The sequence below is a fragment of the Paracoccus sp. (in: a-proteobacteria) genome (genome assembly GCF_030604785.1).
Classification (GTDB): Bacteria; Pseudomonadota; Alphaproteobacteria; order Rhodobacterales; family Rhodobacteraceae; genus Paracoccus.
Map to the genome: position 1 here is coordinate 140,667 of NZ_JAUVVF010000001.1, position 24,560 is coordinate 165,226.

The window sequence follows — 24,560 nt, forward strand, 5'->3', positions numbered from 1 at the left end:
CCTACATCGTCAGGTGGCGCACCCGCGACGACAATTCGATCGCGGCGGCATGCAGGCGCGAGATGTCCAGCTGATCGCGGATCTCGGCCAGCATGACGATCTCGTTCTCGTAGAGCCGCCCGTCCGCCGCGGCCACATCGCAGGCCAGCGCATAGGCGGTTTCGTAGAGCTTGGGCGGCAGCGCCTCGCGGATCAGGCCGAACAGCGCGTCCAGCCCGTCCTCTTCCTCGAACAGGGTCATCACCGTCTGGCTGACCGCGCGGATGCGGTCGTCGTCATATTGCGCGAAGACCGGCGCGTGATCGACCATCCGCTGGATGGCGACCAGCTCGGATGTCCGCATCCGGCTGTCCGAGGCCGAAACCGCAACCATGACCGCCACCAGAGCGTCACAGGGCGACAGAGAGGGCAGGTCGGTCGTCATCACGTTCTCCTAACGGCTCAGGTGCAAATTATTGACGATCCTGCGGGCTTTCAATAAGGCGTCGAGGGCTTGAGACAGGAGAAAAGCCCATGACCACCCTGCGCGACGCCGCGATGCAATCGAAGGCCTGGCCGTTCGAAGAGGCGCGCCGGGTGCTCAAACGCTACGAAAAGGCCCCGCCCGCAAAGGGCCATGTCCTGTTCGAGACGGGCTACGGCCCCTCGGGCCTGCCCCATATCGGCACGTTCGGCGAGGTCGCGCGCACCTCGATGATCCGCCGCGCCTTCGAGATCATCAGCGACATTCCCACGCGCCTCGTCTGCTTCTCGGACGATATGGACGGGATGCGCAAGGTGCCCGACAACGTGCCCCAGCAGGACATGCTGCGCGAGCATCTGCAAAAGCCGCTGACTTCTGTGCCCGACCCGTTCGGCCAGTATGACAGCTTCGGGCATCACAACAACGCGATGCTGCGCCGTTTCCTCGACACGTTCGGCTTCGACTACGAATTCGTCAGCGCGACCGATTTCTACAAGTCCGGCCAGTTCGACGAGACGCTCCTGCGCGCCGCCGAACGCTATGACGCGATCATGGAGGTGATGCTGGCCTCCCTGCGCGAGGAACGCCAGCAGACCTATTCCTGCTTCCTGCCGATCAGCCCGACCACAGGCCGCGTCCTCTACGTGCCGATCAAGCATGTGGACGCCAAGGCCGGCACGATCACCTTCGACGAGGACGGGCGCGAGCTGACGCTTCCCGTCACCGGCGGCAACGTCAAGCTGCAATGGAAGCCCGATTTCGGGGCCCGTTGGGCCGCGCTGGATGTCGATTTCGAGATGTATGGCAAGGACCACTCGACCAACACCCCGATCTATGACCGCATCTGCGAGATCCTCGGCGGCCGCAAGCCCGAGCATTTCACCTATGAGCTGTTCCTCGACCAGCACGGCCAGAAGATCAGCAAGTCCAAGGGCAACGGGCTCTCGATCGACGAATGGCTGACCTATGCGGCGACCGAAAGCCTCAGCTACTTCATGTATCAGAAGCCCAAGACCGCCAAGCGGATGCATTTCGACGTGATCCCCAAGGCGGTGGACGAATACCATCAGCAGCTGCGCGCCTATCCCGACCAGACGCCCGACCAGCAGGCCGCGAACCCGGTCTGGCACATCCATGGCGGCGACGTTCCGGCATCCGACATGGTCGTGTCGTTCCAGATGCTTCTGAACCTCGCCTCGGTCGCGGGCGATACGGGCAAGGACGGGCTCTGGGGCTTCATCCGCCGCTACGCGCCCGAGGCCAGCCCCGAAACCCATCCCGGCCTCGACCAGGCGGCGGGCTTCGCGTTGCGTTACTTCCAGGACTTCGTCGCCCCGACCCGCCAATACCGCCTGCCCACCGAGACCGAGCGCAAGGCGATCGAGGATCTCGATGCCCGGCTGGCCGCCTGGGACCAACCCGCCGATCCCGAGGCGCTGCAATCCATGGTCTTCGCGGTGGGCAAGGACCACGGCTTCGAGCCGCTGCGCGACTGGTTCGCTGCCCTCTACCAGGTGCTGCTGGGCGCCGATCAGGGGCCGCGCTTCGGCGGCTTCGTCGCGCTCTACGGGATCGAGGAAACCCGCGGCCTCATCGCGCGCGCGCTGGCGGGCGAACTGGCGGCCTGACCGCCCCTTTGCCTTGGTGAAAATATCCTCGGGGGGAATCGCGCGTCAGCGCGATGGGGGGCGGAAGGCCCCCCTTTCCCCGGCCGCGCCCCAAGCCGCCGTTGCGGGCGGGCGCGATGCAACGCACGCCCCCTTCAGCCCCCGTTAACCTTTCATCAACTATTCCCTTACCGGAACGCAGGCCCGCCACGGGCAGGCCCGCCGCCACCGGACAAGGGAGACAGCCGATGAACATTGCCATCACGAACGGGCTCTTGCTGATGCCGCCCGCCTTCCGCGCGGGCCTCGCCGCCTGGTCGCGCGGCAATGGCACGCCGGGCAGCCCGACCTGGGCCAGCGCGGACAATGCCGCGATCGTGCCGGCCGATCAGGATTTCGGTGCCTGCCTCGAGATCCTCAAGCAGCAGACCACGACCAGCATCCGCTTCATGGGCGAGACGCCGATGATCCCTGGCGTTTATCTGCGCATCTCGGCGCGGGTCAAGGCGGTGGCAGGGGCGCTGGCCAGCGCGCGGATCGGCGCCTTCGCGGGCGACGGTCAGCGCAATGCCGTGACCGGCCTCACCCTGACGGGCCCCACCGTGGCGCTGCAATCCTATGGCGAGGTGGTCGAGGTCTCGGCCATCGTCGGCGTCGGCTCGCGCAGCGGCGTGGACATGAGCTGGGGCACGCGGCCCGTCTATGGCCATTTCGGTCTCGACCTTGTCGGCGCCAATGGCGGCGCCTTCCGGATCGAGAGCGTCCGGATCGAGGACATCACCTCGGCCTTCGTGCCGTCGCTGCTGGATTGGGTCGATGTGCGCGATTTCGGCGCGGTGGGCGACGGGGTCACGAATGACCGCGCGGCCTTCGTGGCGGCGGACAATGCGGCGGGCGGCGGCTCGATCCTCGTGCCCGACGGCACTTTCCTCATCTCGGGCGATCTGTCGATCAACAGCCCGATCCGCTTCAAGGGGCGCCTCGTGACACCGGCCACGACGCGCATCGCCCTGTTGCAGAGCTTCGATTTCCCGACCTATGCCGATGCCTTCAAGGACGAGACGCTCGGCATGAAAAAGGCGCTGCAGGCGCTTCTGGGCTTCACCGACCACATCTCGCTGGACCTGCGCGGCCGCCGGGTGGATCTGGACGAGCCGCTGGTCATGGCAGATATCGCGCCCGCGCTCGAGGGCTTCTCCAACCGGCGGGTGATCCAGAACGGCTCGATCCAGGCCAAGCCGGGACCGGCCTGGACGACCGGGCGCTGGACCAGCGTGGCGACCTATGCGCCCTCGAACCCGCTGACCCTGACCAACGTCGCCAATGTCGCGGCCATCGAGGTGGGCAGCCGCGTCATCGGCAACGGCGTCGGGCGCGAGGTCTATGTGCGCGCCAAGAACGTCTCGGCCGGCACGATCACGCTGTCGCAGCCGCTGTTCGGCGGGGCCGGCACCCGCACCTACAGTTTCGAACGCTACCGCTATCTGTTCGACTTCTCGGGCATGCGAGAGATCAGCCGCCTGAACTTCGTAAATGTCGATTTCGGCTGCGACCGGATCTCCAGCGGTGTGCTTCTGGCTCCGGGCGGCGAGATGATCCAGTTCACCGGCTGCTACTTCACCCGCCCGCTGGACCGGGGCATCACCTCGATCGGGCGGGGCTGCCAGGATCTGCTGGTCGACAATTGCCAGTTCCTGTCCAACGACATGGACCTGCCCGCGCAGCAGCGCACCACCGTGGCGATCAACGTGAACGCCAACGACATCAAGATCCGCAACAACCGCTTCGTGCGCTTCGCCCATTTCCTGGTGGCCAATGGCGGCGGCCACATCATCAGCGGCAATCACTGGTTCCAGGGCGACGGCTCGGGCGAGGGATTGCGCTTTGCCGGTCTGGTCCTGACCCAGCCCAACGTGCAGACCACGGTCAGCGGCAATTACATCGACAACGCCTCGATCGAATGGACGAACGAGCACAGCGCGGTGCCGAACTTCACCGGGCAGGAATTCAGCTTCGGCGGGCTGACGCTGACCGGCAACACCTTCCTCTGTTCGAACACGGTGCCGTGGTTCACCTGGCTGGTCGTCAAGCCCTACGGGACAGGCCATTTCATCCAGGGGCTGAACGTGGTGGGCAATGTCTTCAAGGCGCTTTTCGGCAATGTCGAGCGGATCGACCGCGTGGACACCTCGATCGCCGACCTGAATTACGGCGCCATGCGGAACCTGCAATTCGAGGCCAACACCTTCAACGGCGTGAACACCTATGTGGCCAATCCGTTGATGATCCAGTTCAACCAGAGCAGTGTCAGCAACAACTGGACGCTGCCGGTGATCACCGGGCTGCCCTTTCAGGGCTGGGCGCGTTCGGTCCAGTCGGTCATCAACGAGACCGCGCTTCTGAACAGCGCGGGCCAGAGGGTCGATGCCGCGCCCCATGTGCAGGTCGAGATCGGCACGACCCGGCGCCAGATCCGCCTGACCTGGGCGCAGCAGGTGCGCGGACGGGTTTGCATCTACGCCAGGATGGACCGCCCGCAATAGCGCGATCCGCATCATGCGTTGACAAGCCCCGCGCGCCTTTCGATGCTGCAGGCGTCGCGCATGGGGGGACGGATGCGCTATCGGCCTGCATTTCTTGATCTTTCGCCCGGCCTGAAGGACCTTCAGGCCGGGCTGACCGTTGCCATCGTGGCGCTGCCCCTGTCGCTGGCCATCGCCATCGCCAGCGGCGTGCCGCCCGACCGGGGGCTTGTCACCGCCATTGTCGGCGGCTTTCTGGTCAGCGCGCTCGGCGGCACGCGCCACCAGATCGGCGGCCCGGCAGGCGCCTTCATCGTGCTGGTCTCGGCCTGCGCCGCCGCCATCGGGATCGAGGGGCTGATCCTTGCCACCTGCCTGTCGGGGATCATGCTGGCGGCCCTGGGCGCGCTGAGGCTGGGCGGCGCGATCCGCTTCGTGCCCTATCCGGTCATCCTGGGCTTCACGGCCGGGATCGCGGTCATCATCGCGGCCAGCCAGCTGGGCGACCTGCTGGGCATCCGGGGCGCGGGGCATGGCGGGCTGCCGCAGATGCTCGCCGGTCTCTGGGCCGAGCGGGCGCAGTTTCAGCCGGGCGCGCTGGCGCTGGCTTTGCTGACCATCGCCACGATCGCGCTGTCGCAGCGGCTGGCGCCCAGGCTGCCATCGCTGCTGATGGGGGTGGGCGCGGCCACGCTGGCCGCCCAGATCATCCCGGCCGAGACCATCCTCGACCGGTTCGGCGCATTGCCCGCGGGCTTGCCCCTGCCGGAGCTGCCGCAGATCACGCCCGAGGCCGTGATGGCCGCCTTGCCCTTTGCCATCGGCTTCGCACTTTTGGGCGCCATCGAATCGCTGCTGTCGGCGATGGTGGCCGACCAGATGTCGGGCAGCCGAATGCGGCCCGATGACGAATTGCTGGGGCAGGGGCTGGCGAATGTCGGGGCGGGGCTGTTCGGCGGCTTCTGCACCACCGGCACCATCGCGCGCACCGCGACCAATGTGAAGGCGGGCAGTCGCGGGCCGCTCTCGGGCATGATCCATGCGGGCCTGCTGCTGGTCTTTCTGACATTCGCGGGGCCGCTGATGGGGGCGATCCCGCTGGCAGGGCTTGCGGGTCTGCTGATGGTCGTCAGCTGGAAGATGATCGAATGGCACGCCATCCGCTCGCTCGTCCGCATCGACCGCGCCGAGGCCGGCGTGGCGGGGCTGACCTTCCTGACCGTCATCCTGGGCGATCTTGTCACGGGGATCATCACGGGCACGGCCTTGTCGGGCCTGTTGTTCATCGCGCGGATGGCGCAGGACGGCGATGCCAGCCCCGTGCCCCAGCCGCCCGATCAGGCCCGCGAGGGCGAGATGATCCTGCGCCTGACCGGGCCGCTCTTCTTCGCATCGGTCGCGCGGATCGAGCGGGTGCTGGACCGCATCCCCGAACAGCCGCGCCTGCTGGTGCTGGACCTGTCGGGGGTCAGCCTGTTCGACCAGAGCGGCGCGCAGATGCTGGCCGAGTTGTCGCGCCGGGTCGGCCGGCGCGGCGGCCGGGTCGCCGCAATCGGCGTGCTGCCTTCGCTGCACGGGCTTCTGCCGCCCGACCTGCCGGCCGCAGCCGACCTGTCGGAGGCGAGGCGCCTCGCAGGTTTGTGAACAATTTACCAGTAAACCGCAAACTCGGTCAATTTATTTACAGAAAAATCGTTAAAAGAAAGGGGCTTAACTTTTTGCGGCCTTTGTGATTAACATCCCCTTGATAGCGGCTGGCGCGTCATCATGATCCGGATCGGACCGCGCCCGCCCGTGACAGCGCTATGAGGAGGGGATGTCATGAGCTCTGAAATCGTGTCGAAACACGCAATTCCGCAGGGGTTCGGCGATGCCCATGTTGGCCCGGCGGATTATGCCCGGCTCTATGACGAATCGATCACCGATCCCGAGGCGTTCTGGGGCCGCGAAGGCCAGCGGCTGGACTGGATCAAGCCCTACACCAAGGTGAAGAACACCGATTTCACCCTGGGCCAGGTCAGCATCAAGTGGTTCGAGGATGGCGTGCTGAATGCCAGCGTGAACTGCATCGACCGTCACCTCGATACGCGCGCAGAGCAGACCGCGATCATCTTCGAGCCGGATGATCCCAAGACGCCCGCCCAGCACATCACCTATGCGCAGCTGTCCGAGAACGTGAACCGCTTCGCCAACGTTCTGCTGAGCCAGGGCGTGATGCGCGGGGACCGGGTGGTGATCTATCTGCCGATGATCCCCGAGGCCGCCTATGCGATGCTGGCCTGCGCGCGGATCGGCGCGATCCATTCCATCGTCTTCGCCGGCTTCTCGCCCGACGCGCTGGCCAACCGGATCAACGATTGCGGGGCCAAGGTGGTCGTGACCGCGGACACCGCCCCGCGCGGCGGCCGCCGCACCGCGCTGAAGTCGAACACGGATGCGGCGCTGCTGCACTGCTCGGACAAGGTGCGCTGCCTCGTCGTCAAGCATACGGGCGACCAGACCACCTGGGTCGAGGGCCGCGACATCGACGTCAAGGAACAGATGAAGCATGTCAGCCCCGATTGTCCGCCGCGGCCGATGGGGGCCGAGGACCCGCTGTTCATCCTCTACACCTCGGGTTCGACCGGCAAGCCGAAGGGCGTCGTGCACACGACGGGTGGTTATCTGTGCTATGCCGCGATGACCCATCAGATGGTCTTCGACTACAAGGATGGCGACGTCTTCTGGTGCACCGCCGATGTGGGCTGGGTCACGGGCCACAGCTACATCATCTATGGTCCGCTGGCCAATGGCGCGACCACGCTGATGTTCGAGGGCGTGCCGACCTGGCCCGATGCCGGCCGCTTCTGGGAGGTCTGCGCCAAGCACAAGGTCACGCAATTCTACACCGCGCCCACGGCGATCCGCTCGCTGATGGGCAAGGGGACCGAATTCGTCGAGGGTCACGACCTGTCCAGCCTGCGTGTCCTTGGGACGGTGGGCGAGCCGATCAACCCCGAGGCCTGGAACTGGTACAACGACAATGTCGGCAAGGGCCGCTGCCCGATCGTCGACACCTGGTGGCAGACCGAGACCGGCGGCCATCTGATCACCCCGCTGCCCGGCGCGGTGGAAACCAAGCCCGGCTCGGCCACCCTGCCGTTCTTCGGCGTCAAGCCGGTCGTGCTGGACCCGTCCAGCGCCGCCGTGCAGGAGGGCAACGGGGTCGAGGGCGTCCTGTGCATCGGCGACAGCTGGCCCGGCCAGATGCGCACGCTGTGGGGCGACCACGCCCGCTTTGAAGAGGCGTATTTCCAGCAATATCCGGGTTATTACTTTACCGGGGACGGCTGCCGCCGCGACGAGGACGGCTATTACTGGATCACCGGCCGGGTCGATGACGTGATCAACGTCTCGGGCCACCGCATGGGCACGGCCGAGGTCGAGTCGGCTCTGGTCGCCCATGAAAAGGTCGCCGAGGCCGCCGTGGTCGGCTATCCGCATCCGCTCAAGGGGCAGGGCATCTACGCCTATGTCACCCTGATGAACGGGGTCGAGCCGACCGAGGAACTGCGCGCCGAGCTTGAGAAATGGGTCCGCACCGAGATCGGTCCCATCGCCAAGCCCGACCTGATCCAGTGGGCGCCCGGCATGCCCAAGACCCGCTCGGGCAAGATCATGCGCCGCATCCTGCGCAAGATCGCCGAGAACGATTACGGCTCGCTTGGCGACATCTCGACGCTGGCCGAGCCCGAGGTCGTCGACGACCTCATCGCCAACCGCATGAATCGCGGCTGATCCACGAGGCCGGGCGCAACCAGCGCCCGGCCCGCCGCGCAACGGGTGTCCGCCGGCCCGCTGCGCCAGATTGCCAGAGCGGAGAAGCAACATGTCTGAACAGGGGAGGGACCGAAGGACATGAGTGACAGAACATCTTCAAATGCCTATTGGCAGGCGAACCTCAGGATCATCTACATCTGCATCGCCATCTGGGCCGTCGTGTCCTACGGCTTTGCGATCCTGCTTCGCCCGCTGCTGGCCGCGATCCCGATCGGCGGCACCGATCTGGGCTTCTGGTTCGCGCAGCAGGGATCGATCCTCATCTATATCGTGCTGATCTTCTGGTACACGGCACGGATGAACAAGCTCGACGCCGAGCATGGCGTGGACGAGTGAGGGATAAAGGCACATGACTCAGTTCACACTCAACCTCATCGTGATCGGCATGAGCTTCGCGCTCTATATCGGGATCGCGATCTGGGCTCGTGCGGGTTCCACCGCCGAGTTCTACGCCGCCAACCGCGGCGTCGGCCCGGTCACCAACGGCATGGCTACTGCGGCTGACTGGATGTCGGCGGCCTCGTTCATCTCGATGGCCGGTCTGATCGCCTTCACGGGCTATGACAACTCGACCTTCCTGATGGGCTGGACGGGCGGCTACGTGCTGCTGGCCCTGCTGCTGGCGCCCTATCTGCGCAAGTTCGGCAAGTTCACCGTGCCGGAATTCATCGGCGACCGCTTCTACTCGCGCAGCGCCCGCATCATCGGCGTGATCTGCCTTCTGATCATCTCGATCACCTACGTGATCGGCCAGATGACCGGCGTGGCCGTGACCTTCGCGCGCTATCTGGAAGTTTCCAACGCGACCGGCCTGTGGATCGGCGCGGCGCTGGTCTTCATGTATGCGGTTCTTGGCGGCATGAAGGGCATCACCTACACGCAGGTGGCCCAGTACATCGTGCTGATCACCGCCTACACGATCCCGGCGATCTTCATCTCGCTGTCGCTGACCGGCAACTTCCTGCCGCCGCTCGGCCTGTTCAGCACGCATGACGCCTCGGGCATGGCCTTCCTGGCCAAGCTGGACCAGCTCGTCACCGATCTGGGCTTCCGCAGCTATACCGGGCATCACCGCTCGACCCTCGACATGGTGCTGTTCACCCTGGCGCTGATGATCGGCACCGCGGGCCTGCCGCACGTGATCATCCGCTTCTTCACCGTGCCGAAAGTGTCCGACGCCCGCAAATCGGCCGGCTGGGCGCTGGTCTTCATCGCGCTGCTCTACACCGTCGCTCCGGCGGTCGGCTCGATGGCCCGCTTCAACCTGACCGCCACGATGTGGCCGGGCGCCACCACGGGCGACACGTTCAGCCAGCCCGCCGTGTCGCTGGAGGCGATCGAGACCGCACCGGAACTGCAATGGATGCGGAACTGGCAGGTCACGGGTCTGCTGGCCTGGGAAGACAAGAACGGTGACGGCCTGATCCAGTACTACAACGAAGCCGGTGCCGCCAACGAGCCCATCGCCTCGGTCATCGCCGAGCAGGGCCTCGTCGGCAACGAACTGACCACCGTGAATAATGACATCATGGTTCTGGCCAACCCGGAAATCGCCAACCTGCCGGGCTGGGTCATCGCCATCGTGGCGGCGGGCGGTCTGGCTGCGGCGCTCTCCACGGCGGCGGGTCTGCTGCTGGCGATCTCGGGCGCGGTGTCGCATGACCTGATCAAGGGCACGCTTGCTCCGAACATCAGCGAAAAGACCGAACTGCTGGTGGCGCGGATCTCGATGGCCTTCTCGATCCTGGTCGCGACGCTCCTGGGCCTGAACCCGCCGGGCTTTGCGGCGCAGACGGTGGCGCTGGCCTTCGGTCTGGCGGCCAGCTCGATCTTCCCGGTCCTGATGATGGGCATCTTCGTGAAGCGCATCAACAAGCACGGCGCGATCTGGGGCATGATTGCGGGCATGGCGACGACGATTGTCTACATCTTCGTCTACAAGGGCTGGTTCTTCATCGCCGGCACCAACATGCTGCCCGACACGCCCGATGCCTGGCTGTTCGGCATCTCGCCGGCATCCTTCGGTGTGATCGGCGCGCTGATCAACTTCATCGTCGCCTTCCTCGTCTCGAACATGACCGAGGAAACCCCGGCCGAAGTGCAGGAACTGGTCGAATCGATCCGTATCCCGCGCGGCGCCGGTGCGGCGGTCTCGCACTGATCCAGACAAGGCCGCGTCCCTTCGGGGGCGCGGCACCCCGCATTCCGTCAACAGGTGGCCCGGCCGATGTCCGATATCGCAGATTTCATCGCCACGGTTCACCCCTATGACGCCCTGAAGCGGGACGAGCTGGCGCGTGTGGCCGGTTCCTTCAGCCGCAGGGACTTCACCGCAGGATCGGTGATCTATCAGCACGGAGAGCCGCTTTCCGGCCTCTACTTGATTCGGCACGGCAAGGTCGCGGTCACGGATCGCAACGGCGACAGCGTCTCGCAGCTGGGGCCTCGCAATTCCTTCGGCGAACGCGGCCTCTTGCGCGACGGTGTGGCCATGACCAGCGCCACGGCGGAAACCGACTGCACCGTGCTGCTACTGCCCCGCGACGAACTGCGCCGCCTGATCGCCGAGAACCGCGCCGTCGCCCGTTTTTTCGATCGCGGGCGCGGTCCGGGCGATCGCGGGGCCGAGGTGGCGATGCTGAAGGTCGGCGAATTGATGTCATCCCGCGCCTTGTCCTGCGGCCCCGACACGCCGATCATCGAGGCTGCGCGGCTGATGCGCGACGCCCATGCCTCAAGCCTGGGGATCTGCGAGGGGGGGCGTCTGGTCGGGCTGGTCACGATCCGCGACATGTCGAACCGCGTCGTGGCGGAAGGGCGCGACATGCGCCGTCCGGTGCGCGAGGTGATGACCGAGGGGCCGGTGACCCTGGCCCCGACCGCGCTTGGCTATGATGTGCTGAACATCATGCTCGAACGCCGCATCAGCCATCTGCCGGTGGTCGAGGATGGCCGCTTCCTGGGCATGATCAGCCAGACCGACCTGACCCGGGTCCAGGCAATCTCGGCCTCGGGCTTGATCCGCGAGGTCGCGGGCGCCGAGGGCGTGAGCCAGATGGCCCGCGTGACGGCCCGCATCCCCGAATTGCTGCTGCAGCTGGTGAATGCCCGCCATCGGCACGAGATCATCACGCGGATGATCACCGACATTGCCGACGCGGTCACGCGCCGCCTGATCGCGCTGGCCGAGGCGCGACTGGGGCCTGCCCCCGCCGCCTGGTGCTGGGCCGCCTGCGGCAGCCAGGGGCGGCAGGAACAGACCGGCGTCAGCGATCAGGACAATTGCCTGATCCTTGCCCCCGGTACCGACCCGGCCGATCCCTGGTTCCGCGACATGGCCCGCCTGGTCAGCGAGGGGCTTGATGCCTGCGGCTACATGTTCTGCCCCGGCGACATGATGGCGACCAATCCCCGCTGGTGTCAGCCACTGGATGTCTGGCAGGGCTACTTCCGCGACTGGATCGCCCATCCCTCGCCCGAGGCCCAGATGCTGTCCTCGGTCATGTTCGACCTGCGCGCCATTGCCGGGGACGAGACGCTGCTGTCGGAATTGCAGGCCGGCACGCTGGACATGGCGGCGCGCAATTCGATCTTTGTCGCGCATATGGTGTCGAACTCGCTCAAGCACCGGCCGCCGCTCGGGCTGATCGGGGGCTTCGCGACGATCCGCTCGGGCGAGCATCGCCACCACATCGACATGAAGCATAACGGCGTCGTGCCGGTCGCCGATCTGGCGCGGGTCTATGCGCTGCAGGGGCGGATCCCCGCCGTGAACACCCGCGCCCGGCTGGAGGATGCCGAAACGCGCGGCATCGTGTCCGCCTCGGGGGGGCGGGATCTTGTCGCCGCCTATGACATGATCCAGACCGTCAGGCTGGAGAACCAGGCGCAATTGATCAAGGCCGGGCGCAAGCCCGACAATTACCTGTCGCCCGCGGATCTTCCGGACTTCCAGCGCAGCCATCTGCGCGACGCCTTCGTGGTGGTCCGGTCGATGCAGTCGGCGGTGGGACACGGAAAGGGAATGCTGGGATGACCGGGATCGGGGCTGATATTCTGGGCGTGATCGCCGTGGGCATCGGGATGGCGGCGGTGCTTTATGCGGGGCTGCACGCGGCCCGCAAGGCCGGGCTGAAGCCTGCGCCCTGGCTGATGCCCGCCGGGATCGGCGCGGCGATGGTGCTGTATTCGGTCTGGAACGATTACGCTTGGCTGCCGCGCGCGCTGGACCGCCTGCCGCCGGGCACGCAGGTGCTGATGGTGGGCGAGGCCACGCAGATCTGGGCGCCCTGGACCTATCTGGTGCCCGTCGGCGTGCGCTTCGCGGCGCTGGACCCCTCGGCCGTGACCGAGGGCGAGGACGGGCAGCGCCGCGCCCAGATCATGCTGTTCGAGCGGCGTGGCCAGACCGTGGTCGTGCCGCAGGAATTCGATTGCGCGGCCGGTCTGATCCGGCCCGCGCGCGGCGACTGGGCGCCCGCGCCCGGCGACGATCCGGCTTTCGCCGCGGTCTGCGGCGGTCAGGGGGGGTGATGGCCGAGATTCTGGTGATCGAGGACGAGGACAACATCGCCGTGGCGCTGGACTTCCTGCTGACGCGGGACGGTCACAGCCATGCGCGGATGGCGACCGGGGCGGGGGCGGTGGCGCGAATCCGCGAGATGCATCCCGATCTGGTCCTTCTGGACGTGATGCTGCCCGATGTGTCGGGCTATCAGATCGTGCAGGATGTCCGCGCCGATCCGGCGCTGGCCGATGTGCGGGTGCTGATGATGACCGCGCGCGGCTCGGTCGTCGAACGGCGCAAGGGCATGGCGCTCGGCGCGGACGGGTTCATCGCCAAACCATTCGAGCTGGCCGAGCTGCGCTCGGAAATGGCGCGGCTGCTCGACAAGCCATGCTAGGCGGGCTGTCGCTGCGGCTTCGGGTCCTGCTGATGTTCGCGGGGCTTGCGGCGGGGGCCATGGCGCTGCTGGTCTCTGCCCTGTGGCTGGCCCATGCGCGACTTGCGGCGCAGGGCGTGGCGCAGGCGCAGATGCTGGACGGGCTGATCCAGGCAGGGCTGGTCGCGGGCTTCGGGATGCTGGGGGGCATCACCGGGCTCTGGTATCTGTTCGACCGCAACATGGCCCGCCCGATCGAGACGCTGGCCGGGGGCCTTCGGACCGGGCAGGCCCCCGATCTGGAGGAGGCGCGCTATCTGGCCGATCTGGGCCCTGCCGCGCGCGAGGCGGCGCAGGCGCGGGCGGCCTCGGCCGAGGCTCTGGCCGAGGCGATCCAGGACCACGCCGCCGATCTGGCGCGCGAAAAGGCGGCTCTGGAATCGATCCTCGCGGATTTCGGGGCGGGCGCGGTCATCACCGACCGTCAGGGGCGGGTGCTGTTCTACAACGCCTCGGCCGCGCGGTTGCTGCCGGGGCTGGCGCTGGACCGGCCGCTGGACCGCCATCTGCGCCGCGGCGCGCTGGATGCGGCCGAGGCGCGGCTGGGATCGGGGGCGGCTGCGACCGATCTGATCTGCCTGACGGCCGAGGGCGCGCGCCTGTCGGGCCGGATGCGCCGGGTCGATGACGGCACGCTGCTGATCCTGCGCGACCGGCCCGCCGAACGCCCCGCCCCGCGCGGCACGCTGGAAACGCTGCGCCGTCATGCCGCAACGCTGGTCCCGATGCTGGACGCGCTGGACGGGCCGATCCCGCCCGACCTGGCGCGCGCGATCCGGGACGAGGGGCAGGGGCTGGCGCTGGCGACCCGCCAGCTGTCCGAGATCCTTGCGGGCGATGCGCCGGGCGGCGTTGCGGGGCTGGACGAGCTGGGCTCCGGCATCGCCCTCATGCCAGATCTGCCGCGGCTGCGTTTTCAGGCCGAGGCGGGGCCGGTCAACGCGCTTCTGCGCGACCTCGACGCGCGGCTGCGGGGGATGGGCCTGACGCCCAGTCTGGGGGTGCAACCCGCCGAGGCGGGAGAGGCGGGGCTGATCCTCGAATGGCGGGGCGCGCCCCTTGGCATGGACATGCTGGAAGGCTGGCTGGCCGAGGCGCCCGATCCGGGTCAGCCCGACCTGTCGGGGGCCGAGATCCTGGCCAGCCACGGCACCGGCATCTGGCCCGAAGGCGGGCAGGGGATGGCGCGTCTGGTCCTGCCGCTGCGGCTGGCGGCCTGGCGTGACGAAGGTTCGGGCGTGACCTACGATTTCGCGCTGGCGACGCGGGGCGTGGCCTCGAGCCGGTTGTCCGACCTGACCTGCGTGGTGTTCGACACCGAGACAACCGGGCTGACCGACAATGACCGCATCGTGCAGATCGCGGGCCTCAGGATCGCGCGCGGGCGCCTGACCGGGGAACGCTTCGAGACGCTGGTTCATCCGGGCCGCCCGATTCCCCCGGCCTCGACCGCGATCCACGGCATCACCGATGCGATGGTGGCCGATGCGCCCGACATGAGCACCGCGCTGACCGCATTCCACCACTTCGCCGAAGGGGCGGTGCTGATCGCGCATAACGCGCCGTTCGACATGGGCTTCCTGCGCCGCGCCGCGCCCGAGACGGGGGCGCATTTCGACAATCGCGTGCTGGATACGGTGCTGCTGTCGGCGATGGTCTGGGGGCAATCGGCAACGCATTCGCTGGATGCGCTGACCGAACGGCTGGGGATCACCATCCCGCCCGAGGATCGCCACACTGCGATGGGCGACACGATCGCCACGGCCGAAGCCTTCCTGCGCCTAATCCCGGCGCTGGAGGCCAAGGGGATCGAACGCTTCGAGGAGGCGGTGGCCGAGGGCCGCCGGTATCGCCGCCTGATCGGGGATGCCAACAGCCCCGCCGCGCTGGACGTGGCCGGCTGAGGTCAGGCCGTCTGCTGCGGTAGTGCCTGACGCATGGCGCGGAACTTGTCCCAGGCCTCGTTCAGGCGGCGGGTGCGGGCTTCGGCCAGCCGGATCGCCTCGGGCGGCAGGCCGCGCGCGATGGCGCGGTCGGGATGAGCCTCGATGATCAGCTGGCGCCAGCGCTTGCGTGCCTCGGGCAGGGGCGTGTCGATGGCGATGCCCAGGATCTCGCAGGGGGGGCAACCGGCCTGAGGGTCGTGACGGGCGCGGATCTCGGCCAGGCGCTGTGCGGGGATGGCGAAGATGCGCGCAACCTCGTCGAGGAACGCGATTTCGGCCTGATGCAGCGCGCCATCGGCGACGGCGATGATGAAGAGGCCTTCGATCACGTCCTCCAGCACCGGATCGCCGGGCGAGAACATGGCCGCGATCTTGCGGGCCCAGGCGTCGAAGCCCGCCACGTCCTGCCGCGCCAGATCGAAGACGCGGGCGGCGTTCTTTTCCTCGGCGCGCGGGATGATGAAGACGCGACGGAAGGCCGCCACTTCGGAGCGGGCAACGGTGCCGTCGGCCTTGGCCAGCTTGGCGCCAAGCGCGATCACCGCGATGGTGAACGCGACCGAGCGTTCGCGCGGCGTCGCGGGGCGGCTTGTCCACAGAAACGCGACCACGCGATCCGCAATCCGCTGCCAGAAGCTGCGGGGTGCGGGAAGGGCGGGGCAGGGACCGTCACAGGTCAGGGGGTTGTCGCAACATTCCATGGCCCGATGTTAGCGCCCATTGCCGCGCTGCGATAGAGGCGCAATGTCGCCGCGCTGACCCCTGCGTCAGGCCGCCGCGACCAGATCCTTGCCCATCAGCACAAGGTCATGGAACTGCCCGAATTTCCAGCCCGCCGCCGGGATGCGGCCCCATTCGCGGTAGCCCGCAGCCGCGTGAAAGGCCAGCGAGCCGGTATTCGAGCCGGTGATGCCGCCGATCATCAGGCGGTGCCCTGCGGCGCGGGCGTGATCCTCGATGGCGGCCAGCAGAATGCGGCCAAGCCCCTTGCCGCGCGCCTCGGGTGCCAGATGGATCGTGTGCTCCATGCTGCGCGCATAGCCCGCGCCGCCCCGGAACTGGCCATAGGTGGCGAAACCGATGACCCGCCCCGCATCCTCGGCCACAAGATAGGCGTGGCCGGCCTGATGGCGCTCGGCGATGATCGCGGCGATTTCGGCCTCGCTGCGTTCGGTCGGCCAGAAGGTGATCGCGGTGTCGCGGATGATCGGGTTCCAGATCGCGCCGACCGCGCCGGCATCATCGGGACGGGCGGCGCGCAGCATCATCCGCGATGTGCGCCTTCGGCCAGCGCCGCGACGAAGTCCAGGATCTCGGGCACGGGCCGCCCTTCGCCGATCAGCTTGACGATGGCGCTGCCCACGACGCAGCCATCCGCGACCGAGGCGATGGCCTGCGCTGCATCGGGCGTCGAGATGCCGAAGCCCACGACCACGGGCAGCCCGGCCGCGGCGCGGATCCGGGCGACTTCGGGCGCGACCTCGGCGGCATTGGCGGCGGGGCCGCCGGTGATGCCCGTGACGCTGACGTAATAGACGAAGCCCGAGGTGTTGCGGACGACGGCCGGCAGGCGGCGGTCATCGGTGGTGGGCGTCGCCAGCCGGATGAAGTTCAGCCCCGCGCGGGCCGCGGGCAGGCACAGCTCGTCATCCTCTTCGGGGGGCAGGTCCACGACGATGAGGCCGTCGATCCCGGCCTCGACCGCCTCGGCCAGAAAGCCCTCGACCCCGCCGGGGCGGGCATAGATCGGGTTGTAATAGCCCATCAGCACGATGGGCGTCGTGTCGTCGTCCTTGCGGAAGGCGCGCACCATGTCCAGCGTGCGCGAGACGCTGCCGCCCGCCGCCAGCGCCCGCTGACCCGCCGCCTGGATCGTCGGGCCGTCGGCCATGGGATCGGTGAAGGGCATGCCCAGTTCGATGATGTCGACACCCGCGCCAGGCAGGCCACGCATGATCCGAAGCGCCGTGTCCTGATCGGGGTCGGTCGCCATCATGTAGGCGACGAACGCTTTTTTCCCCTGCGCTTTCAGCGTCTCGAAACGCGTGTCGATTCTGGTCATCACCGCCCCCGTCTGGCCTTTGCGCCAGCACTAGCCGCCTTGGCCGCGCAGCGCAATGCGCGCAGGCTGGACTTGCCTGCCCGGGTTGCGTAACAGACGCGCGGATTTCAGGCTTTGGAAAAGGGGCGCGCAGATGGGCTTTCGCATGGGGATCGTCGGGCTGCCGAATGTGGGCAAGTCCACGCTGTTCAACGCGCTGACGCGCACCGCCGCCGCGCAGGCCGCGAATTTCCCCTTTTGCACGATCGAGCCGAATGTGGGCGAGGTCGCCGTGCCCGATCCGCGTCTGGACAAGCTGGCCGCCATCGCGGGCAGCAAGCAGATCATCCCGACGCGCATCACCTTTGTGGACATTGCTGGCCTGGTGAAGGGCGCCAGCAAGGGCGAGGGTCTGGGCAACCAGTTCCTGGCCAATATCCGCGAGGTCGATGCCATCGCCCATGTGCTGCGCTGCTTCGAGGATGGCGACATCACCCACGTCGAGGGCCGCGTCGATGCGCTGGCCGATGCCGAGGTGATCGAGACCGAGCTGATGATCGCCGACATGGAGTCGATCGAGCGGCGTTTGGCCAATCTCGCGCGCAAGCTGAAGGGCGGCGACAAGGATGCCGCCCAGCAGGAGGCACTGCTGAAACGCGCGCTGGCCGCGCTGGAGGATGGCCGCCCCGCCCGCACCGTCGAGGTGGCCGAGGATGACCGCAAGGCCTGGAACATGCTGCAATTGCTGACCTCGAAGCCGGTCCTCTACGTGTGCAACGTCGCGGAATCCGATGCTGCGCAGGGCAATGCCATGTCCGAGAAGGTCCGCGAGATGGCCGAGGCGCAGGGCGCGGGCCATGTCGTCATCTCGGCCCGGATCGAGGAAGAGATCAGCCAGCTCGACGCCGACGAGGCACAGATGTTCCTGTCCGAGATGGGGCTGGACGAGGCGGGTCTGGATCGCCTGATCCGGGCGGGCTACGGGCTTCTGGGCCTTCAGACCTATTTCACCGTCGGCCCCAAGGAGGCGCGCGCCTGGACCATCACGCGCGGCACGCTCGCTCCGCAGGCCGCCGGCGTGATCCACGGCGATTTCGAACGCGGCTTCATCCGGGCCGAGACCATCGCCTATGACGATTACATCGCCGGCAATGGCGAAGTCGGCGCCCGCGAGGCCGGCAAGCTGCGCGTCGAGGGCAAGAGCTACGAGGTCAAGGACGGCGACGTCCTGCATTTCCTCTTCAACGCCTGATTCTCCGATTCGCCGGATCCCGGGGCGGCGCAACCTGCGCCGCCCTTTGCATCTGCAGATAGCGGCTTTCGGGGGCCTTCACCGGACTGTCATCCGGCCGTCATCCATAGGTCACGCTGCGAAAATAGAAAAAGGCCGCAGCCTTTGCTCGCTGCGGCCCCTTGCGCAGTTTTCCTGCACAGGCTCCCTGCCGGACTGGCCGGTCATCATTGGTCGCAACGCTAATCGCGCCTCGCCCTCGCGTCAACATCCGATAGCGTGGATTTGCGTTCCCGACGGGGGGTCCGAGCCTGTTTGAACCTGCCGATGGAAAAAGGCCGCGCCCGAAGGCGCGGCAGTCCAACAGGGAGGAAGGTCCGAGGCACGGCACGCAGCCCCGAACGACTCAACCATGACATGAAAAAGTTAATCCTGTCTTGCCTTGTCGCGCGTTGCATGCAGGCTTGCGGAAACTTGCCGGTGAATGGTGTCGCGATGCGGTCAGTGCTGGATCTTGAGGCAGGAACGGTTTTCGTGGGCGGCTGCGGCCCGGATCGTGGAACCGCCGAGACTTTGCTGCTGCGGCAGGCCAACCGCCACGGGCTGATCGCCGGGGCGACGGGCACCGGCAAGACGGTGACGCTGCAGACGCTGGCCGAAAGCCTGTCCCTTGCGGGCGTGCCGGTCTTTCTGGCGGATGTGAAGGGCGATCTGGCGGGGCTGTCGCAGCCGGGCGATCCGACAGGCAAGCTGCACGGCGCCTTTGCCGCGCGGGCCGAGCAGATCGGCATGGCGCTGCATTACCAATCCGTGCCGGTCGTCTTCTGGGATGTGTGGGGCGAAAGCGGCCATCTGGTCCGCACCACCCCGGCCGAGATGGGGCCGCTGCTTCTGTCGCGCCTGCTGGGTCTGACGGCGGTGCAGGAGGGGGTGCTGAACATCGCCTTTCGCGTGGCCGACGAGGAGGGGCTGCCGCTGCTGGATCTGAAGGATCTGCAGGCGATGCTGCTCTGGGTGGGGCAGAACGCCCCGGCCCTGTCGCTGCGATACGGCAATGTCAGCGCGGCCAGCGTGGGCGCGATCCAGCGCGCGCTTCTGGTGCTGGAGGGCGAAGGCGGGGACCGGCTGTTCGGCGAGCCGGCGCTGGCTCTATCCGATCTGATGCGCTGCGACTCATCGGGGCGGGGGGTCGTGAACATCCTGTCGGCCGAGAGACTGATGAACGCGCCGCGCCTTTACGCGACCTTCCTGCTGTGGCTTCTGTCGGAACTGTTCGAGCAGCTGCCCGAGATCGGCGATCCCGACAAGCCGCGCATGGCCTTCTTCTTCGACGAGGCGCATCTGCTGTTCAACGATGCGCCCAAGGCGCTGATCGACAAGGTCGAGCGCGTCGCCCGGCTGATCCGGTCCAAGGGTGTCAGCGTCTGGTTCATCAGCCAGAGCCCGACCGACATCCCCGATCCCGTCCTGTCGCAACTGGGCAACCGCGTCCAGCACGCGCTGCGCGCCTTCACCGCGCGCGACCAGAAGGCGCTGCGCGATGCGGCGCAGAATTACCGTCCGAACCCCGAATTCGACATCGCCGAGGCGATCCAGCAGGTCGTCACCGGCGAGGCCGTGACTTCGTTTCTCGAGGCCAAGGGCGCGCCGGGGATCGCGCAGCGCACGCTGATCCGGCCTCCGCTGAGCCGCCTTGGGCCCATTGCGCCCGAGGAACGGGCGGCGCTGATGGAGCAATCCGGGATGGGTGCGCGCTATGATCGGGCCATCGACCGCGATTCCGCGCATGAGATGCTGGCGCGGCGAACGGGCATAGACGCCGACCCCGATGCAGGCGCGGGCGAGTTCCGTCAGGCGCGCCGCTATCAGCCGGGCGGCGCGAAACCGGCTTCACCGCGCACAGGGGGGTCGCGCAGCGACAGCATCGCCGAGACCTTCGGCAAGAGCCTTGCCCGCCAGCTTGGCACCAAGGGCGGGCAGGCGCTGGTGCGCGGCATCCTGGGGTCGCTGACCCGGCGCCGCTGATCGTCAGGGACGCGCGGCCAGCAAAGGCGCGGGCGCGGCCTCGATCGCGGCCTTCATTTCGGCCAGAATCGCGATCATCAGCAGGACGTGGCGCTGCAGCGGATAATCGGCCGCGGCGTTCAGGCGCATGTCGTTCAGCATCGCCTCTTCCGCGCGCAGGCGGGGCAGGCAGGCGCCCGGCCGAGGGCAATTGTCCAGTCGCAGCAGCCGCGCCAGATCGCGGTCGCGCCGCCAGTGACGCTGGCCCTCACGGGCCGCGCGGATCAGCAGGCGCGGCCGGCGCAGCGAGGTCTCGGGGCTGCGGGCCGGAAAGGGGACGATGTTGTCCTTGCGGCTGAGGGATGCGGTCATGGCGTGATCCTCGTTGATACGACGGGGCCAGCTTCACACAACCTTAGCGAGTGTTGCCAAATCCTTGGTCGCAGCGCGCGCCGCCGCAAGGTTTCTTTAGGATTTGTTAGGGAATGTTGCTTCTACGTGCAGAAATGCTCCGTTAACCACGACGGAAAAAATGCAACCCAGGGTGGTTACTGCCGGACCGCTCGAGGATGACGAGGGAAGTGACATGACGATATTGACCGGTGATTTCGCACTTGGCGCCAGCGCGGCGGAGCACCGTGGGGATGGCGCTGCCGCATTGTCCTGCCCGTCCGCGCCGGGCGACGAGCTGGCGCTGGACGCGCAGCTTTACCTGCGCCATGTCGAGAACGGCGAGGCGATCCGCGCCCTTGCCCGCGAGGCGGGCTGCCACGCCTCGACGATCCTGCGCCGCATCCGCCGGTTCGAGGCCCGGCGCGACGATCCGCTGGTCGATGGCGCGCTGACCAAGACAACCGACGCCGCGGCCTTCGACGAGAGGCAGGCCCTGCGGATCCTGCGCCGCCTGTCCGAGTCCGGCGCGGTGATGGTCTCGGCGGCGGGGATGGACAAGGCCATCGTCACCCGCGACGACATCCGCACCGCCGTCCTGGACCGCGCGCTGGCCGAAGAGATGGCCCTGCGCGGTTGGGTGGTGCAGTCGGGGCAGGGCGGGCGGCTGGCGCGCTATGTGCTGGCCCCGGCGGGGCGCGACGCGCTGCGCCGGATGCTGCGCTCGCCGCGCCAGCGCGATGCGGTGCCTGGGCCCGGCGCTTTCTGCGATGCCCGCCCGGTCGAAAGCGCGCGCCCCGAAAGCGCCATGGCCGAGGCGCCCGCCGCCTTTGATCATGCCGAACGCCACCGCGTCTGGGAGGATCGCGTCATCCGCGACCCCGAGGATGACAGCCGCCAGCGCGTGCGGGTCAACATCGCCGAATCTCCCCTGCTGCTGCTGGCGCGGCGGCGCGACGGCAATGGCCAGCTGTTCCTGACGCCCGGCATGGTGGCGGCGGGCGAACGTCTGCGAGAGGATTTCGAGATGGCGCAGATGGGGCCACGCGTCACGCAGAACTGGGACGGGTTCATGACCGCGGGCATCGACGTCTCGCGGCAGGGCGGCGGCGGGCATCGCGGTGGCTCTGACAGCGCACGTGACCGGGTGGCGCTGGCGCTGCGTGATCTGGGGCCGGGCATGGGAGATATCGTGCTGCGCGTGTGCTGCTTTCTCGAGGGGATCGAGACGACGGAACGGCGGCTGGGCTGGTCTGCGCGGTCGGGCAAGATCGTGCTGCGCCTGGCGCTGATGCGGCTGGAGCGGCACTATGCCGAGACCTATGGCAAGGGGGCGCCGCTGATCGGTTGAGCCCCGCCTTCCCGCGCGATAAGCTGGCATGGCGCGCGCCCCTTTGGTCGATCAGGTCCGTTTATGAACATCACCTTGCGCCAACTGCGCTACTTCCTCGCCCTGGCCGAACATGCCAGCTTCACCCGCGCTGCCGAGGCGATCAACGTCACCCAGCCTGCCTTGTCGATGCAGATCCGCCAGCTTGAGGATTGCATCGGCATGGCGCTGGTCGAACGAATGCCCGGCGGCGTGGTCCTGACGCCGCAGGGCCGCGCGCTCGAAGCGCATGCGCGGCGGGTCATGGCCGACATGGCAGGGCTGGAACAGGCGATGCGCCAGCCGGGGCAGGGCGGGCGGCTGATGCTGGGCATGATCCCCACCGTCGCGCCCTATCTGCTGCCCGTGGTCCTGCCCCTGCTGCGCGCCCAGAATGTCGGGCGCGACCTGCATCTGCGCGAGGCGCAGACCGAACGCCTGCTGGACGAACTGGCGGCGGGGCGGCTGGATGCCATTGTCGTGGCGACCCCGCCTCAGGGCGCGGGGGTCGAGGCGGTGGACCTGTTCACGGATCGCTTCCTGCTGGCGGGCAGCCCCGCCCGCATCGCCGATCTGGACGCGCGCAGCATCGAGCCGCGCGATCTGGATCCGGGCCAGCTGCTGCTGCTGGACGAGGGGCATTGCCTGGGCGATCAGGCGCTGGAGGTCTGCGGTCTGGGGCGGCGGTCCAGCCGTCTGGACCTTGGCGCGGCCTCGCTGGCGACGCTGTGCCGGCTTGCGGCGCAGGGGATGGGCCTGACCTTCCTGCCCGAGATCGCCCGCCAGCAGGAAATGGCCGCTGCCCCCGGCCTGACCGCGATCCGTTTTCCCGATCCGCAGCCCGCCCGCCAGGTCGTGCTGATGCGCCGCGCCTCGACGCCTTCGGGGGGGTGGTTCGACGAATTGGCCGGGCTTCTGTCGGCCGCCGCCTTGGGGCTGCTGGCAGACGAGCCTTCGCCATAGGGTCAGCCATGCGCCCGGCGCATGGGCCGGGGTTCCGCAATTGCCAAATGGGCCGGAACGGCCTAGATGTGGGGGAACCGCGACGGAAAGGATGACGGCCTTGCGCGACCTCAGGATCCCGGATCAGCGCCACCCGGAAAAGGCGCATCGCCCCGATCAGGCGCAGCCGAAGAAGCCCGCCTGGATCCGCGTCAAGGCGCCCACCTCGGAAGGCTACAAGCAGACCCGCGATCTTCTGCGCGAGAACCGCCTGTCCACCGTCTGCGAGGAAGCCGGCTGTCCGAATGTCGGCGAATGCTGGAGCCAAGGTCACGCCACCATGATGATCATGGGCGAGATCTGCACGCGCGGCTGCACCTTCTGCAACGTCGCCACGGGCAAACCCAATGCGCTGGACGTGTTCGAACCGGGCCGCGTCGCCCATGCCGTCCAGAAGCTGGGCCTGAACCATGTCGTCATCACCAGCGTGGACCGCGACGATCTGGCCGATGGCGGGGCCGAGCATTTCGCCCAGACCATCCGCGCGATCCGTCACCGCTCGCCCGATGCCACGATCGAGGTGCTGACCCCCGACTTCCTGAAATCCGCCCCCGGCGCGCTTGAAACGGTGGTCGAGGCGCGGCCCGACGTCTTCAACCACAATCTGGAAACCGTGCCCGGTCTCTATCCGACCGTGCGGCCCGGCGCGCGCTATTTCCATTCGCTGCGGCTTCTGCAGCGGGTCAAGGAACTGGACCCCACGATGTTCACCAAATCCGGGATCATGGTGGGTCTGGGCGAGGATCGGCAGGGCGTGCTGCAGGTCATGGACGACATGCGCGCCGCCGATATCGATTTCATCACCATCGGCCAGTATCTGCAACCGACGCCCAAGCATCACCGCGTGGACCGCTTCGTCACCCCCGAGGAATTCGAGGGCTACGAAAAGGCCGCCTATGGCAAGGGCTTCCTGATGGTTTCGGCCACGCCGCTGACGCGCTCGTCCTATCATGCGGGCGACGATTTCGCGCGGCTGCGGGCCGCCCGGCTGGAAAAGCTGGGCCGCGCCTGACAGGCAGGCCGCGGGCCCGCATCGCACGGGCTTGCAAATCCCCGCGCGCCGATTTACGCCACGATCAGGCCAGGGCGCCGGCAGGTCCGGGGGTATGGCGGAATGGTAGACGCAGGGCATTCAAAATGCTCCGCCGCAAGGCATGGGGGTTCGAGTCCCTCTACCCCTACCACCGCCCTGGCACTTTCTGCATCGCAGCATCTTGCATCCC

At 67.6% G+C, this 24,560-nt stretch carries 20 protein-coding genes and 1 tRNA gene; 16 read left to right on the forward strand and 5 right to left on the reverse strand.

Going from position 1 to position 24,560, the window contains the following annotated elements; translation table 11 throughout:
- Position 1: 1 nt before the first annotated feature.
- Complete coding sequence (locus tag QAR72_RS00705; protein WP_304615425.1) at positions 2-424, reverse strand: tellurite resistance TerB family protein; 423 nt, start codon at positions 422-424, stop codon at positions 2-4.
- An 89-nt stretch (positions 425-513) separates the two neighbouring features.
- Here QAR72_RS00705 and QAR72_RS00710 point away from each other — a divergent pair, with 89 nt between their 5' ends.
- From QAR72_RS00710 to QAR72_RS00755, 10 genes are all read left to right on the forward strand, one after another.
- Positions 514-2,091 (forward strand): lysine--tRNA ligase, encoded by a 1,578-nt coding sequence (locus QAR72_RS00710; protein WP_304615426.1) that lies wholly within the window; start codon positions 514-516, stop codon positions 2,089-2,091.
- A 227-nt stretch (positions 2,092-2,318) separates the two neighbouring features.
- Positions 2,319-4,613 carry a glycosyl hydrolase family 28-related protein gene (locus tag QAR72_RS00715; protein WP_304615427.1) on the forward strand — a complete coding sequence of 765 codons (2,295 nt, stop codon included), beginning with the start codon at positions 2,319-2,321 and terminating at the stop codon, positions 4,611-4,613.
- Positions 4,614-4,685: 72 nt separating this feature from the next.
- Positions 4,686-6,236: a SulP family inorganic anion transporter gene (locus tag QAR72_RS00720; RefSeq protein ID WP_304615428.1), complete on the forward strand. Its 1,551-nt coding sequence runs from the start codon at positions 4,686-4,688 to the stop codon at positions 6,234-6,236.
- Between the two features lie 177 nt (positions 6,237-6,413).
- A complete protein-coding gene (gene acs / locus QAR72_RS00725) occupies positions 6,414-8,369 on the forward strand; it encodes an acetate--CoA ligase (RefSeq protein ID WP_304615429.1) in 1,956 nt (651 codons plus the stop codon).
- A 120-nt stretch (positions 8,370-8,489) separates the two neighbouring features.
- Entirely contained in the window at positions 8,490-8,747 is a 258-nt protein-coding gene (locus tag QAR72_RS00730; RefSeq protein ID WP_304615430.1) for a DUF4212 domain-containing protein, read from the forward strand.
- 13 nt (positions 8,748-8,760) lie between these two features.
- Entirely contained in the window at positions 8,761-10,572 is a 1,812-nt protein-coding gene (locus tag QAR72_RS00735) for a sodium:solute symporter family protein (RefSeq protein WP_304615431.1), read from the forward strand.
- Between the two features lie 66 nt (positions 10,573-10,638).
- Complete coding sequence (locus QAR72_RS00740) at positions 10,639-12,447, forward strand: DUF294 nucleotidyltransferase-like domain-containing protein (RefSeq protein ID WP_304615432.1); 1,809 nt, start codon at positions 10,639-10,641, stop codon at positions 12,445-12,447.
- Positions 12,444-12,944, forward strand: coding sequence for a hypothetical protein (locus QAR72_RS00745; RefSeq protein ID WP_304615433.1), 501 nt, complete (start codon positions 12,444-12,446; stop codon positions 12,942-12,944). The genes QAR72_RS00740 and QAR72_RS00745 overlap by 4 nt, the downstream gene beginning before the upstream one ends.
- Positions 12,944-13,315: a response regulator transcription factor gene (locus QAR72_RS00750; protein ID WP_304615434.1), complete on the forward strand. Its 372-nt coding sequence runs from the start codon at positions 12,944-12,946 to the stop codon at positions 13,313-13,315. Before QAR72_RS00745 ends, QAR72_RS00750 begins: the two co-directional genes overlap by 1 nt.
- Positions 13,309-15,258 (forward strand): exonuclease domain-containing protein, encoded by a 1,950-nt coding sequence (locus QAR72_RS00755; RefSeq protein ID WP_304615435.1) that lies wholly within the window; start codon positions 13,309-13,311, stop codon positions 15,256-15,258. The genes QAR72_RS00750 and QAR72_RS00755 overlap by 7 nt, the downstream gene beginning before the upstream one ends.
- A 2-nt stretch (positions 15,259-15,260) precedes the next feature.
- Here QAR72_RS00755 and QAR72_RS00760 read toward each other — a convergent pair whose 3' ends face one another.
- The 3 genes from QAR72_RS00760 to trpA form a co-directional block, all read right to left on the reverse strand.
- The gene (locus QAR72_RS00760) at positions 15,261-16,001 is read right to left on the reverse strand and encodes a molecular chaperone DjiA (RefSeq protein ID WP_304615436.1); all 741 of its coding nucleotides are present in this window, start codon (positions 15,999-16,001) and stop codon (positions 15,261-15,263) included.
- A 66-nt stretch (positions 16,002-16,067) separates the two neighbouring features.
- Complete coding sequence (locus QAR72_RS00765) at positions 16,068-16,568, reverse strand: GNAT family N-acetyltransferase (protein ID WP_304615438.1); 501 nt, start codon at positions 16,566-16,568, stop codon at positions 16,068-16,070.
- Positions 16,565-17,362 (reverse strand): tryptophan synthase subunit alpha, encoded by a 798-nt coding sequence (trpA, locus tag QAR72_RS00770; RefSeq protein WP_304615439.1) that lies wholly within the window; start codon positions 17,360-17,362, stop codon positions 16,565-16,567. Before trpA ends, QAR72_RS00765 begins: the two co-directional genes overlap by 4 nt.
- A 133-nt stretch (positions 17,363-17,495) precedes the next feature.
- Between trpA and ychF the strand changes: the two genes are divergently transcribed.
- Positions 17,496-18,593: a redox-regulated ATPase YchF gene (gene ychF, locus QAR72_RS00775; protein ID WP_304615440.1), complete on the forward strand. Its 1,098-nt coding sequence runs from the start codon at positions 17,496-17,498 to the stop codon at positions 18,591-18,593.
- Between the two features lie 474 nt (positions 18,594-19,067).
- Entirely contained in the window at positions 19,068-20,597 is a 1,530-nt protein-coding gene (locus QAR72_RS00780) for a helicase HerA-like domain-containing protein (protein ID WP_304615441.1), read from the forward strand.
- Positions 20,598-20,600: 3 nt separating this feature from the next.
- Here the strand turns inward: QAR72_RS00780 and QAR72_RS00785 are convergent, their stop codons facing one another.
- Entirely contained in the window at positions 20,601-20,948 is a 348-nt protein-coding gene (locus QAR72_RS00785; RefSeq protein ID WP_304615442.1) for a DUF6477 family protein, read from the reverse strand.
- 214 nt (positions 20,949-21,162) lie between these two features.
- On the opposite strand from QAR72_RS00785, the gene QAR72_RS00790 reads away from it, so the two are divergent.
- The 4 genes from QAR72_RS00790 to QAR72_RS00805 all read left to right on the forward strand — a co-directional run bounded on the left by QAR72_RS00790 (position 21,163) and on the right by QAR72_RS00805 (position 24,521).
- Positions 21,163-22,317, forward strand: coding sequence for a DUF6456 domain-containing protein (locus tag QAR72_RS00790; protein ID WP_304615443.1), 1,155 nt, complete (start codon positions 21,163-21,165; stop codon positions 22,315-22,317).
- Positions 22,318-22,380: 63 nt separating this feature from the next.
- Positions 22,381-23,298 carry a hydrogen peroxide-inducible genes activator gene (locus QAR72_RS00795; RefSeq protein WP_304615444.1) on the forward strand — a complete coding sequence of 306 codons (918 nt, stop codon included), beginning with the start codon at positions 22,381-22,383 and terminating at the stop codon, positions 23,296-23,298.
- 91 nt (positions 23,299-23,389) lie between these two features.
- Positions 23,390-24,349: a lipoyl synthase gene (lipA, locus tag QAR72_RS00800; RefSeq protein WP_304615445.1), complete on the forward strand. Its 960-nt coding sequence runs from the start codon at positions 23,390-23,392 to the stop codon at positions 24,347-24,349.
- A gap of 88 nt (positions 24,350-24,437) precedes the next feature.
- Positions 24,438-24,521: transfer RNA gene (locus tag QAR72_RS00805), tRNA-Leu, on the forward strand.
- The last annotated feature ends 39 nt before the right edge of the window (positions 24,522-24,560 follow it).